We start from the raw sequence: 14,424 nt of genomic DNA, 5'->3' as shown, positions 1-14,424 counted from the left end.
TCTAAACATCCGCCGCTTCGATGGAGTATCCGCTTCTCATTTCTCCAAAGGCTACGTAGAATGCGTCGCTTCAAACCGAAAATCGATTCTGCGGTCGTTTCCAGCAAAACCTAACCCTTTTGCGCATCGGAGTACCTGAAATATAAGCACATGTGCGATCACCGCGGGGCAAAGCCACTTAGCCCAGCAAATAGTTTTCCTTGTTGTAAGAAATTGGCAAATTGCCAACTGTTGTTGGAGGACTCTTCTATGCGTTCTGATCTGGTCTTCAACGCGATGACTCTCATTTCGGACCGTTTTATGCTTACCAAACTGGTCTGTAAAGCAACCCGAAAACTCCACAGGCCTAATACCCGTATTCAAGAGACCATGAACAATGTGCTAATACGTTGTGGCAGGGAAAATTCAAAGGCAGCAATCAAGGCTCCCAAGAATGTGGTGGACCAACACCAGTCTCTTCGCTCATAACCACAGTCCATCGCAAACTCTATTCTTCTAGAAGGCGTGTTCCTCTGGCATGTGCGGGAGAACTGGCCCTTTCAAGCTGAGCGACAATCAGGCGATAGCCTTGTGATGTTAACTACGTTTGGAATGGTTTTGGTATTGCTCCTTGCCTACGTTGGCCTAGAGCGAGCTTGCTGACTTACGAACGCCGTCCTGCTGCAACAGTTTCCTCGCGAGACTCGTGCAAAGATCCCCGTCTGAGTCCGTAGAAGACAACCCTTTGCTCGTGAACCTGCCTTCCGTGGCAAGCGCACAAAGTATTTTCTCGCCCATGAGCCGAGCATACCCCTCTTGCACAACCTTTGCCTCGAACATGAAGAGAACGCAAACTGGCAACCTCTGTCCGATCCGCCACGACCGGCGCGAAGCCTGTCAAGCAAAACCCCGGCGATGAGCGACTGGAGGCTTATGTTGTCGATTCGCTCCATCGGCGATGGTATGAAATCCCCGGCCTCGGGGCGTGCGGCCTCGACTCCCCTCGAAGTCGGCGGCTCTGTCGAGCCAAGCGACTGGACTTCAGCTTGTCCTCACACACCGGAGGGGACTTCCCAGCGCTCTGCCTTCTCGGGGATCGCTACAGCCTGCTAATCCACCTATCGTCGTTCGTCCTCGAATGCAAGTTTGTACATGGAATAAGAATCCATGCTCGTTTGTTAATACAGTGTGCAAACGACATGCCTGAACGCTGGGATTTTACTTTTACGTGCAAACCACCCTTGCGACCTCGGATAAAAAAGGGCTCGGTTTGCGCAGATTTGAAAGAGGAAAAGTTGGCATGAAGATGGCGCTTCTCCAAGGTCGGGCTTATTTCAAACGCATCGAGCTGGATGCGATTTGGAGCGGATTTTCATAACAGATCAATGAACTTAATTTGCTTTACGTTCGAACACTGCCTACTCAAACGAGGTGTGCGGCGGTGTGAGATTGCGGCTCTCTTCCTCTTTTGGAAGCTGCCTGGGACCCGTGTATCCGTGATACCTGTTCGAAGCCCCTGTGGCTTGCAGGTGTTGAATTGGCCTCTATGCGGCAGCGTCCGCGTAGACGGTGGAGTTATGTAACCAAGCCGTGGAGGCAAAAGTGAAGAATCTCGTAACTACTACTACTCTCGTTGCAGCCTTAGTCGTCTCTGGACAGGCCTTTGGCCAGAGCAAGAAGTCGCCGGACAAGAATCAGACCAAGACGCACGCCCTGCGTGATAACCAGATGGACAGCGTCACCGCCGCTGGCGAAGAGAACAGCGCCCTCGCAGCCAATAACTCCACCGTCAACGACAACAACAGCGGAACCGTCAATCTGTCGGGGAGCTCGCTGAGTGGCGCTTCGGGCGTCAACATCGTGACGTCTTCGGACGCGCAGGTTGCCAACGGCGTCAACGTCTACAGCGGTACAGTCTCGACTCCGCTGAGCAACAGCGGCGCCAATGTTACCCAGGGCAACGTGATCGAGCAGCAGAGCCAGTCGGATGCCTCGATCGACAACTACAACCGCGGTGCGAACACCAATCTCAGCGTCCAAGCCTCTTCGGATGTTGACAAGAACGCTTCGCACCAAACCAGCTTCAATAAATCGGTCGATGCTTCCAAGACGCATAACCAAGCCCTGGCCACTAGCCATGCCAACACCAGCAGCCTGACGACGAACAAGAGCGACATGAAGAGCGCGTCGCTTGACGCTAGCGCCAGCAAGCAGAACTCTTTGGATGCGAATGCTTCGGCGAGCAAGGACGACAAAGCTTCGCTTTCGACCAAAGACTCTTCCTCGAAGAGTGCTAATGCCTCACTGCAGGCCGCTGCTGCCAAGCAGAACTCTAACTCCACTGCTGCAGCGTTGGACGCTTCGGCTTCCAAGTCTAAAAGCGACGACTCTTCCTCGAAGAGTGCCTCACTGCAGACCGCTGCTGCCAAGCAGAACTCTAACTCCACCGCTGCAGCGTTGGACGCTTCGGCTTCCAAGTCTGCAAGCAACAACGACTCGCTCGACGCTTCGGCTGACAAGTCGTCGCAGAAGTCTGCTTCGCTCAAAACCAGCAACTCTGAGAACGCTTCTCTGAAGGCCAACACGTCTTCCACGAAGAGCTCGAGCTTGGAAGCCAGCAAGGCCGACGTCGACACCCTCGCGGCGACGGACGACAAGAGCCAGAGCCTCTCGACGAAGGTCTCAAACTCTGACTCCGACAGCTACTCCAACCACACCGTTCAGTCCCTCGACCTGAACTACTCCAAGGAGGGCGCGGTCTCCTTTGACAACGCCACTGGCAAGTATGTTGCTGTCGACGGATCGTCGGTCAACGCAACTAACAACTACACCGTCATGCTCGCGGACAGCGCGCAGGCGAACGCTTCTGGACTCAACATCGTCAACGCTGCTGGCGGTATGGTCTCCAACGGCGTCAACGTTGCCCGCACCTCGAACATGAACTCGGCCCCAAGCATCAACCAGGTCAACAGCATCAACCAGATCCGCTAAGAGCGATCGGCGCGAGCGGATCAGGTAGCGAGTTCTGCCTGATCCACTCGCGTCCGCTCGCTCCTTCACTGGATTCAAGGAGTATGTATGAAACGAATTCTTGTGATAGCGGCTCTGAGCCTGCTAAGTTCGGCAGGACTGGTGCAGGCCGGCGCGCAATCGTCGGCCAAAGCTCGTCTGCAGACCAAGGCGCAGCCTATGAGCGACGCCGTCCTCGACCAGGTGACGGCCGGGAGCATTTCGGCCGGACTCTCCGATGGCGTCGTCAGGTTTCAGGGCTCAACGCCGACGCCCAACGGCGTGGTCTCGGCCAACGGCACACTTGGCATTTTGAACGCACCTCTGGGAAGCAGCAGCACCACCCAGGGCACGCTCAACATAGCCGGCAATGCGCAGCAGAATCTGAGTTCTCTGGTCAACATCAACGCAGTGAACTCAGTGGTCAATGTCCTGCTCAATCTCAACATCAACATCAACTCCACTGTGGGTACACTCACACAGTCCAACCTGCATGGGAAACCCTAATGTCTTTCGAAGTTTCATCGTTCAGGCATTCCTCAAGAGCGCTCGTGCTGATCATGGCGAGCGCTCTGATCTTCCCAGTCTTGGTTCACTCTCAAGCGAATAACCAGTCAGACCCCTACAGCAAGAACGTTCGCAGCCTAAAAGATATTCGCGGAGAAGGTGTCGTCCGGCAGCGGTGGGATATGAGCTGCGGCGCCGCCGCGCTCAGTACTCTGCTGACCTATGAGTTCAAGGACAATACGCCCGAGACCGCTATCGTCGTCTGGATTCTCCACCGCGTCGATCCTGTCAAGGTGCGTAACCGCGGAGGTTTTTCGCTGCTCGATCTGAAGCGCTTCGCCGACGCACGCGGTTACGATGCCCAGGGCTACACCGGAATGTCGATTGAAGAGCTCGTGGCCCAGAAGACCGCCGTGATCGTACCCATCCGGCTGAAGGGATTCGATCACTTCATCGTGGTGAACAACATCGTCAACGGTCACGTCATCATCGCCGACCCCGGCTTCGGCAATATCACCATGCGCGTCGATCGCTTCCAGTCCCTCTGGAAGCAAGGCATCGTCTTCGTCGTACGGCCGCCAACCGATCTGATGCTTACTCAGAAGAGAGCCTCCGTCGCATCCCGCACTATTCCGGACGCCACCATCATTCAGCGCGAGATTGGTGTCGCGATTCCGCCGAATTATCTCTACTGATCCACTGAATCATTCAAAACGAAAGGCTAGATCGATGCAGGCACCCCGAATAAGGCAATACGGCTCCCCCTTGATCTGCTGGGCCCTTGTTCTCTCGGCCACGGCAATCCAGGCTCAACAAGGTCAACAGGCTCCTCCGGCCGCGCCTCCGCAGCAGCAGCATCAGTTGCAGACCCGCCAGCAGCCCGCGCAGGCCCCGATGACCCAGCAGGAATCTCTGCTCGCAGCCGTCAATAGGAGCCTCAGCGATGCTCTTCGCGAACGTGATGCTATCATCCGCAATCTCCTTCAGCGCGTCCAGGAGCTTGAGTTGCGCGTCAACTCTGGCTTCATTACGAACGCGAGTTCTCCGAAGGATCTTCTTGGCCCCAAGCCCATCGGCACGCCCGTCTCTGCCCCGGCTCCAAAGGCAGGAACCGCGGCCGCAGTTACCTCCGTCGTCACCAACTCTGGCTACGACACTGAGGAGCGTCAGGCCAGCCGGGCGCTCGATCAGGCCCTCATCGTGCGCGGCGGACTCCTGCTTCCCCCCGGCATGTTGGAGATCGACAACACCGCCTCCTACTTCAGCTCGACCTCCGATCGCCTCGACATCGATGGCTTCGCCCTGCTTCCCGTGCTCGTGGTCGGAGACATCTCTTCACAGCGCGTCCGCAAAGACCTTCTACTGCCTACCTTATCGACCCGCCTCGGACTTCCCCACAAGCTTCAGTTTGAGACCTACGTGCCTTATGGTTATCAGTTGAACCGTACCGTCGATGTCGACGGCACTCAGACCAATCAGAGCACCTTCGGTCTTGGCGACATCGCCTTTGGCGTATCGCGGCAGCTCACACTCGAGCACGGTCGTGTGCCTGATCTTCTGGCCGATGTCCGCTTCAAAACCACCACCGGTGTCGACAGCTTCAATCTCAACAGCAGCCAGACTGCCCTCGGCACCGGGTTCTACGCTATGCAGGGAAACCTTACCGCCGCCAAGGCCAACGACCCTGTCGTCTTCTTCGGCAATCTCTCTTACACCGCCAACCTGAACGGCACGCATACGGTCCAGTCAACCGATGCCAACGGCCAGCCGACGATGGTTGCTGGTCACTTCAAGCCGGGTGATGCAATCGGTTTCCAGCTAGGCTCCATCCTCTCGCTCAATCCCGAGACCTCGATGACCATCGGATGGGATCAACGCTTCACCCGCGCTACAACGCTGAACAACCAGGTCATCCCCGCTTCCTTCCTTGTGGAAGGCACACTGCGGCTGGGAATGTCTTATCTGTACGCCCCGGGCAGAACCATCGACCTCAGCTTCGGTGTCGGCCTCACTCCCGACACCCCCAACCTGCAGTTCTCGGTCGGCTTTCCCATCCGCAGAGCCCTCTGGAAGCCCAAGAACAACGTGCGTTGATCGTAACGAGAACGGTGTGTCCGTCACGGAATTCACACTGCGTATGATCCGGCGATCCATCACAACCCTAATCTGACTGATCCCTCGAAGGCGCCAACCGTACGGGTTACTATCAACATCGTCCAATCTCTGGAAGTCAGGGAAACTGAACCGGCGGAACCTTGCGATGGCAAAGTCGTAGGTCTGCACAACCTCAGTGACAACGGCCGGCATAGAGAGATTAGCACCGTGGCATAAGTTTGTTTGCTGGCGAATCGGAAGCCTCAGTTCGTTAGGATGGGCGGTGGGGTGTAATATGCTCTGGCCATCCAGGATGATCTACCGCGCGGCCTCACGAGGCCGGACTCGTAGATCCCGATAAAACTCGTAGCCATTTGCAACAGAGCCAAACGTTATCAATCGACCCTCGGGTAAATCGACCACCCGCTCCAATCAAAATATTCGAGGTCCGGGTGTGAGTATTCCATTTGGATCGTACCTCGCTTTTGAATGCACCACAGTTCGTATTGTGATCCAAAATGCCTCCACCAATCGTTTCTGGACATTGATTGCACTAATTGAATAACAGACTCCACCTTGCAAACGCCCTTGATCATAGAACTGACGATTTTGCGATACGGCTTCTATACTCCGTTCAAGACTGGTTGTACGCAGAACATCAAACAGAAAGAATACTTCTTCCTGGGGGACGCGCAACAATGGACGCGTTAGATGACACTTGCGAAAGCCATAAATTAAGTTGGCGAAATCTGGAAGATCGTTAGGCTCCCAATGTAGAAAAAACAGTGCCTATATATGCTTAAGCGTGACTTGCCGGGATAAACATGTCGAGCCAAGGGTGCGGAAAATTCCAGCGGGCGCTAGCTTTTAACGAAGCCTCTTTGTTAGCAACGCGATCACAGAAATTGAAATAGGTATCCTCGAACGTCTGTACCTTGCCGGGGTCCAAATGCAAATTGGACAGGATGCAGACATCATTAGGCGGCGTTTCATCATAGAATGAAACACCTTCCAGAATATAACTGAACCTACTTGTAGTAGCTGATGCTGACACAATTCCCTGGACATAACTAAAACGCTTACCAGCTAGCACTGCTTGAAAAGCTACCAGTGGTGACCCAAGGTCCTGATAGGTCATATCGAAAATACGTACCTGATGGGCCCGCTGGCGTAAGTTTGATAGTAGCCCTGACAATACTCACACATTGTCCTAGCCCCGCTAGTGTCGACTCAAACAGGCCGCGATGCTGTTCCATAGAGCGGGTAATCAGATCCCCTGCTCCGGTTACTACATTCAAGTAGACAGTAGTGTCAATCTGTGCGCCCTGCCGATATGAGTTTCCACTGACTCCACCTACAGACAAGGTACCGCAACAGAGAGTGATAGATAATCCGTAAGATCTAAAAACGCAAGACTCAGTTGTCCCTCTAAGCTAGGTACAGCGATGCTTGTAGCGGTTTGTGTAGTAAGCCAACTCGTCGTGTTTGGATCGAAGTGGTTTACTTTTGAATCCAAGCAACCTCCATTCATTAAATTGAATTTCCGCAACATAGCAGATCTAATGGACGGTAGACCTGCCAATGTCATCGCGATCTACGTGTCCTGATAGTCGTAATCCTCGAATCTACCTGCCTGGGAATCGATGTAGGCTTGCGCACCAAAGTGCCTGTGTGTCCGGATAGATCAACAACAATCGTCTTCTGCTTTTCTTTTTCTTTGAGAGCACAGCTTCAGGTATATCTCCAGCGATGACATGGTCAGCCGCTGATTCGGTCATGAGGGAGGGGTTGGACCGTATATGTTTCTTCTGACCAATGTGTGGCGTGGGAGGAATTTGCCGTTTATCAAAGGGACAATCTCTGCAGACATAGAGGACTATGTGTTCAAAACTGTGAGATTGGCGGCGCGGGCCGGACTCGAACCGACGCATTGAGATCGCAATGATCTCTCCCTTACCCCTTGGGTACCGCGCCGTTTGAGTTGTCGCCTACCGAAGTGATGCCATTGACAATCGCGGGTACCATCAGAACCCCCTTGCCCATGGGGTACATGAATCTCCTTAAATCGCCCACGTCAGCAAGCACGGGGCCAATTGGTTTGGCTGAGTTGTTCAAGAAAACTCTGTGCGATCTTCCAGTGAAGACCGTTTTGTGTGAGATCTCGCTCCAATTGGCTATTTAGGTGTTATCGGCATTGTAAGATGCACCATATGTTATTGACACGGATGGGTTAATGGATGTAATGGCAACCCTACTGCGATTGCCATGAATAACCATCACGGTTGCAAGTGCTTTTGGTCGTGTATGCATGATTATCTCTAAGTTGTGGGGTAGTGAAACTGTCAAGCGCATAGATACTTCCTATATCAGCCAGTCGATCACAAAGCAGAAGTTAATCGGACATAGACTTAACAATTCTGGGACGGGCTTTATTCCTCATGCTGAAATGCTCAGGTCTTACAGACATGTCTGATCGGGAATCAGTGTCATTTCCAAGTAGCGGATCGTATTCAGAACGGCGTGCCGCACTCTTCTTGTAGTCATTGCCATACCCATTAAAGGAATACGCGAAGGTTACGAATGGTAAACAAAGGAAGCTGAACTTAGAAAGAAAGCAGCGTGCTCTAAACGAAGCCTGATAGGTTGCTACCTTGATCTACGACCGCGACGCGCTCAGGCTATATAGATTCTCAACTCAGCATCAACAAAGCTGGTATCGTCTATCCCCGAAGTCCACTGATCAATTGTGCAATTCATGCGGCACTGCCAGTTTATGTGCCATGAACCACTGCATGCCACTCCACCACCGTCGTGGCGACCAGTTTGTCCTTGTTTCATTTGAACCGATACTTGTTAATTTTGAGGGTTCTGAGTTTGTAGTCCAAGGTCGACGCTGGCATATTCAATCTCGCTGCGGCACCCGACGGGCCCGATATTCTGCCTCCAGACTCAGCTAAGGCTGCCTCAATGATTTCTTTCTCGTGAATCTTTGTAGAGTGCAATTGACTTTGAGGACGATGCACTTTCGATGTCGGATCAGAAGGGCCGGCGAGCCAGCTCTCATCTACCGTGAAGTCCTCTGTTTCGCAGACGATCAGCGATCGTTCGATCACATTCTGCAGCTCCCGAATGTTTCCCGGCCAGGGGTAGGACAGCAACCGATCCATAGTTGTTTTCTTTATTCTGCGGATCTTCTTTCCCGCTTTCCTCGCGAAACGGTCGAGGAAGGATTCGACCAACATGGGGATGTCTTCCCTGCGTTCACGCAGTGGAGGAATCTCAATCGGAAACACGTTAAGTCGATAGAAAAGGTCGCTGCGAAATGTGCCATCAGCAATAGCATCCTGCAAGTTGCGGTTGGTGGCTGTGATCACCCTCACATCAGTTCGAATCAGCCGATTTCCTCCGACTCGTTCAAATTCGCGCTCCTGCAGGACCCGCAGAAGCGCGATCTGCGTCTCAGCCGGGAGCTCACCAACTTCGTCGAGGAAGATAGTACCTCCATCCGCCAACTCGAAGCGCCCCAGTCGCTGCTGCTGTGCCCCGGTGAACGCACCTTTTTCATGGCCAAAAAGCTCCGAGGCGATCAGCGACTGCGGGATAGCCGCGCAATTTACACTTACGAAGGCTCGTCCGGACCGAAGCGAAGCTTTGTGAATGGCGCGGGCGATGAGCTCCTTCCCTGTACCAGTCTCCCCTGTAATCAGAACTGTGGAATCAGTCGGCGCAACCTTGGAGGCACGGCTGAGCACGGTTTCCAGCGCTGAAGAACTCCCCACAATCTCTTCAAACATGGACGATTGCTTGATTTCTTCCTTCAGAGCTACGTTCTCTCTATAAAGTTCGTCCTTCAACTCTCTGATCTCTTCAAAGGCTGTCTGAAGCGCCTCTTCCGCTCGTCTGCGATCTTCGATATCGGCATTGGTTCCGTACCATTTAACGATCTTTCCCGTTTCATCTCGTAGCGGAAACACGCGAACGAGAAAGTATCGATACCCACCGTCAGCCTGACGGACGCGAGCCTCAAACTCATAAGGTTTGCTGGCGGCAAGACCCTCACGTCTGATCTCAACCACTCCCGGGACATCATCAGGATGAATTGCAGCAAGCCATCCGTCACCAAGTGCCAGGTCGCTAATCAAACCCGTATAGTCCAGAAAGCGTTGATTGATGAACTCAACAGAGCCGTCAGCCGAATTACTCCAAACCATCGCAGGAATCGTGTCGATCACAAGGCGCAGGCGGTCTTCTGACTCCTGGCGCGCCTTATAGAAGCGAGCGTTCTCCATAGAAATAGCGGCTTGCGATGCCAACAATTTCAATACCTCCACCCGATCCGAGGTGAATGCGTAAGATGTCGTGGCGTTTTCGAAATACAGCACGCCCACGACCATGGTTTGTTTTACGAGCGGTAGACACAGAATAGAGCGGGCCCGCTTCTGCACAATATAGTTGTCGGCCGAGAAGAGATTCGGAACCAAGGCATCATCCAGGATCACGGTCTCCTGGGTGCGAACGACATACTTGAGCACGGATTCAGGAAGGTCCGAATCAGCCAGGGTTCTCCCTACGAAACGGACTGTGATCCCTTCGCGGCCGGTTGTGGCCTCTGCCTCGACTCGTTGTGCATCGTCTTGGGGAAGAATTAAAAGAGCTCGCTCTGCTCCGGCATGCTCGACCACAATGCTCATAAGCGTTTGGATCAATCTTTCGAGAACGATCTCGCCAGAGATTGCCTGGGATACTCTGACGACAGTTGCAAGATCCAGGTGCTCGACCGGCGCTCCGATCATGAACGTGGAACCGAGCACGGTCAATTCCTCCCGGAGGTGTGGGTGATGCCGGTCGAGTTGCTGCACTTTGCCATTGGCCCCCCAGCGGAGATAGCACTGTCGCGCGTTCCGGAGATAAGCATGAGCGAGTGTTTCGAGGCCACGCGCACTGTAAAACCGGGCGGCGAGTTCGTTGGCCAGGCCCTCGTTCTGGATGAAGCCATGTTCGCGTGCAAGTCGGATAGCGTCCTCATAGAGGCGCTCTGCATCTAAGTCGCGGCCTTCCAGACGTGCGAGTTCGGCAGCTGTGAGAGCAGCGCGATTCGTGAAATTCTCGGGGCAATTCTCCGCCCACAAAACAATCTGCCCGTAATGATGAAGGATTGCGTCGATGTGCTCCTGACGTCGATCGGCCAGAGTTGTGTCAGCCGCCAACCCTGCTCGTGCCAGAGCTGCATAGAAGTGATATTCCGCAGTTTCTAAAATTCCCCTCATCACCCAAAGAAGGTCCTGCACTTTGATTGCCGCTTGGACTGCAGCTGCGTAATCTCCAGCAAAGACGAGGGCTTGCAACTTGTGAATCCAATACCCGCAGGCGGGGAACGATAGATGATTTTCGGCCAGATACTGCTCGAAACTAACCTCATCTCCCTCTTCGCCGTCGTTGAAGACGAAATCTGGCGTCAGTCCGCGAAGGGACCGGATCAGCGCGAGCTGCCCGATGAAGCTGTTAACCACAAGACCGAACTGTGCCTTCCGCGCGAATACGAGACCATGCTCAGCTTCGACCTGAATTTGACCTAGCGGCCCTCCAGAAAGAAAGAGATTCGGGATCAGATTCCTGACGCTATATGCCGCGTGGGTGAGGTCACCCATTATGTTCGCTGTCTCAAAGCCGCGTCGTATCCATGTCTCGCCGGATGACGCGTGTTTCGCCCATGGCGTGACGAAGGTTCCGAAGCACATGTAGACGCGGGCTCTAAAGCGATCCAGCCCATGCTTCTCAACCAGGTCGACACCGAGCTTACCAAAGCGGAGTCCTGTTTGATAGTCGTTGAAGCGATCCCCTAAAACGATACTTAGACAGGCATAGGCATAACATGATCCGTCGCAGTTGCCATGTTCCAAGCTGAGATTCGTCATGCGAAGGAAAAGAAGATAATACAGATTTCCTCCAATGAATCGGGCAGGAGGAGCAATTTCTACCAAGACGTCCATCATCGTTCGCCAGCCCTGATCGCTCATTAATGGCAAGTTAATCAGCTCTTCAATCGTCCGGTTTCCGAGCAGTTGCCACATCCGTTCGCATTCCAGTCGAACTTCCTCGTCAGTCGGACGCGAGGACCACTCGACGCCAACACATCGCAGATATTCGAGACCAGCCTCGACAGCACGATCCGACCGATCCAGTGTCGTATAGAGCGCCACACGCAGGCGCGTGACGGCAGCTTTGTCGACCAGGGAAACTGCATGGCCCGCTAGTGTTGACAGCCTTGCTTCCGCGGTAGCCGGTTCGCCGGTCAGGAATTCGCATTCGGCCAGGCTGAGCTCTATCGCGAAACCCACTGCATAGCAACAGCACTCCTCTTGATAATTCTTCTCCAACAGCGCCTTTCCCGTGGCGAGGTAGATCAGCGATGAGGCATAGTCTGTCGCTGCCTTGGCGCGATTTGCCGCGGCAAGGTTGAGTTCAGCGACCTGCTCGCATTCCTCTGTTGATGTGATCAATACGACACCGCGATTGAGCTGATTCACGATCTCAAAGATCATTTCCGCGCGCTTGTCCGAGGGTGTATTCCCTGCAAGCAGCCGGCCGATCCGGAGGTGCATTGCGGCCCGCTCATCTTCAGGGACAAGGGCATACGCTGCCTCCTGAATCCGGTCATGCAGGAATGCATAAGAAGAGCTATCTCGACGGAAGACAAGCCCCACGTTCACGGCTTCTCGTAGCGCCGAGTGAATATCCCCTTCCGACACCTCGTAGATCATCCCTAGCTTGGCTGTCTCAGCACTGTTTCCCAAACATGCAAGCTGCTTCAGGACTTCTCGTGTTGACTCGAGCAGGCGGTTTAACTTGCCGATCATCAGATCGGCAACGTTGTCCGTATACCCTTTAGTCTGTATGCGTTCGAGATCCCAGGTCCAGGCCGTCAGCTTTGGATCAAACACTATAAGTTTTTCCTCGGCCAAGGCACTGAGAAACTGCATGGCAAAGAATGGATTGCCGCCCGTCTTCTCGTATACAAGCCCCGCCAATGATTTAGCTTGTTCATATTCGCAGTGCAATGTCTCCACAATCATCGCGCTTATCTCGTCGGCATGAAGAGGTGTCAATACGATCTCGTCTACCGCGACCTCTGCCATGCGGATCGCCTCCAAAGTCTTCCTGAGCGGGTGCCCGGAGCTTACCTCATTGCTTCGATAAGCTCCAATCAGTAGGAAAGATCGGACATCTGGGTCCTTCAATAGAGACTCCAGTAACTCAAGGGTCGCCGGATCCAACCATTGCAGATCATCAAGGAAAAGCACGAGTGGGTGGTCGTGCCGCGAAAACGCGCAAAGGAAGCGCCGGAATACCATCTTGAAGCGGTTCTGCGAATCTCTAAGTTGGAGATCGCCAACGGGTGGTTGTTTCCCAATGACGAGTTCGATTTCAGGAATGAGATTTACGATAAGTTGACCATTCATTCCCACCGCATCTTGAAGCCGGCGGCGCCAGCGTGCGAGTTCCGTATCGCTCTGGCTGAGGATACGGAGAACTAGGCCACGGAATGCCTGACCCAGAGTGGCATAGGGTATGTCCCTTTTGAATGGGTCCGCTTTTCCAGAAGCAAAGAGGCCTTGCGGCAGAATCAATGCTTTGTGTAGTTCGTTCACCAGCGAGGATTTGCCGATACCGGAATATCCAGAGACAAGTACGAGCCCCGGTGCGCCGGAATTCACAACGAGGTCAAAAGACCCGACCAATCTATTTACCTCGCCCGAGCGGCCGTAGAGCTTTTCCGGAATAAACAGTCTGCCCGAAGCGTCCTGCTCGGCAAGCGGAAAAGAGTCAACCTGTCCCCGTGATTGCCATTCGGCCAGACATCTCCGCAGATCCTGCTCGATACCGGCGGCGGTCTGATAGCGGTCCTCAGCATTCTTCGACATGAGCTTCGAGATGATCGCAGAGATAGCAACTGGGATTCCCTCTACTCTCTCGCTTACTGGCACCGGAGGCCTCGCAACGTGACAGTGGATCCATTCCATTGGATCAGAGGCCGTAAATGGCAGTTCGCCCGTGAGCATTTCATACAGAATTATTCCGAAGGCATAGAGATCGCTCCGCGAATCGATCGACCGATTCATGCGGCCGGTTTGCTCAGGTGCCATGTAAGGAAGTGTTCCCGCGATGATCAAAGGAGGTCCCGGGGCCTGCCTCTCACGTATGAGGCGTGATGCAATCCCAAAACCCTTCAACCACGCTTCGCCTGTCTGTTTGTTTACTAGGATGTTCGCCGGTTTGATGTCTTTGTGAACGAGACACTGCTCATGGAGGCGCCCCAGTGAAACGGCGACACCTATAGCGACGTGCAGGAACTGAGTTAGTTCCCATGCCTCACCCAGCAACGTGGCAAGAATTTTACCCCCAGGATGTTCCATCAGCAGTACTGGCCTTCCCCGATGATGAATCAATTCCAAGGGACATGCTGCCCAAGCGCTGTCTAAATCGCATCGCAACGAGTACTCGTGCTCAAGCTGCGCAATGATGCTCGGAGGCGGGTGAGCATGTGGGACACTAACAACCAGGATCGAAGCCTTTCCGTCCGGAGGCTTCGTCTGTGATAGGACAAACTCTCCATCATCCCAAATAGTTTCCCATGTGTAGTGCCACAATTCCGTCATCTTCTAAAGTACGCAACAATCCCCTTAAGGATCGGCTCCATCCTCAGGTCCAGTGGCCCAGAAGACTCGAACCCTTCTTCTACGGATCATTGTTCTCTTCGATTAGTGATCTACTAGCTGCACTGGGCCACCAGTATTTTAAAGTGACCGCTTGGTGGTGCGGTATACGTAATGATTC

General features: G+C 53.7%; 8 protein-coding genes and 1 pseudogene. 5 read left to right on the top strand and 4 right to left on the bottom strand.

All coding sequences use genetic code 11. The features are described 5' to 3' along the window. Positions 1 to 1,207 precede the first annotated feature (1,207 nt). The 5 genes from AC5S26_RS21890 (at position 1,208) to AC5S26_RS21870 (ending at position 5,589) form a co-directional block, all read left to right on the top strand. Entirely contained in the window at positions 1,208 to 1,357 is a 150-nt protein-coding gene (locus AC5S26_RS21890; RefSeq protein ID WP_494187065.1) for a hypothetical protein, read from the top strand. Positions 1,358 to 1,581: 224 nt separating this feature from the next. Beyond that, positions 1,582 to 2,970, top strand: coding sequence for a hypothetical protein (locus AC5S26_RS21885; RefSeq protein WP_494187064.1), 1,389 nt, complete (start codon positions 1,582 to 1,584; stop codon positions 2,968 to 2,970). 87 nt (positions 2,971 to 3,057) lie between these two features. Beyond that, entirely contained in the window at positions 3,058 to 3,495 is a 438-nt protein-coding gene (locus AC5S26_RS21880) for a hypothetical protein (protein WP_494187063.1), read from the top strand. Between the two features lie 53 nt (positions 3,496 to 3,548). Then, complete coding sequence (locus tag AC5S26_RS21875; RefSeq protein WP_494187062.1) at positions 3,549 to 4,190, top strand: C39 family peptidase; 642 nt, start codon at positions 3,549 to 3,551, stop codon at positions 4,188 to 4,190. A 34-nt stretch (positions 4,191 to 4,224) separates the two neighbouring features. After that, positions 4,225 to 5,589, top strand: coding sequence for a hypothetical protein (locus AC5S26_RS21870; protein ID WP_494187061.1), 1,365 nt, complete (start codon positions 4,225 to 4,227; stop codon positions 5,587 to 5,589). Between the two features lie 432 nt (positions 5,590 to 6,021). Here the strand turns inward: AC5S26_RS21870 and AC5S26_RS21865 are convergent, their stop codons facing one another. From AC5S26_RS21865 to AC5S26_RS21850, 4 genes and pseudogenes are all read right to left on the bottom strand, one after another. Beyond that, positions 6,022 to 6,285 (bottom strand): hypothetical protein, encoded by a 264-nt coding sequence (locus AC5S26_RS21865; protein WP_494187060.1) that lies wholly within the window; start codon positions 6,283 to 6,285, stop codon positions 6,022 to 6,024. Between the two features lie 103 nt (positions 6,286 to 6,388). After that, complete coding sequence (locus AC5S26_RS21860) at positions 6,389 to 6,727, bottom strand: hypothetical protein (protein ID WP_494187059.1); 339 nt, start codon at positions 6,725 to 6,727, stop codon at positions 6,389 to 6,391. Between the two features lie 761 nt (positions 6,728 to 7,488). Then, a pseudogene (locus AC5S26_RS21855) lies at positions 7,489 to 7,563 on the bottom strand. Between the two features lie 860 nt (positions 7,564 to 8,423). Then, on the bottom strand, positions 8,424 to 14,246 hold the full coding sequence (locus AC5S26_RS21850) for a sigma 54-interacting transcriptional regulator (RefSeq protein WP_494187058.1): 5,823 nt from the start codon (positions 14,244 to 14,246) through the stop codon (positions 8,424 to 8,426). Between the last annotated feature and the right edge of the window lie 178 nt (positions 14,247 to 14,424).

Source organism: Edaphobacter sp. FHG110511_03, assembly GCF_059115365.1.
This window is presented reverse-complemented; position numbering and strand designations above follow the sequence as displayed.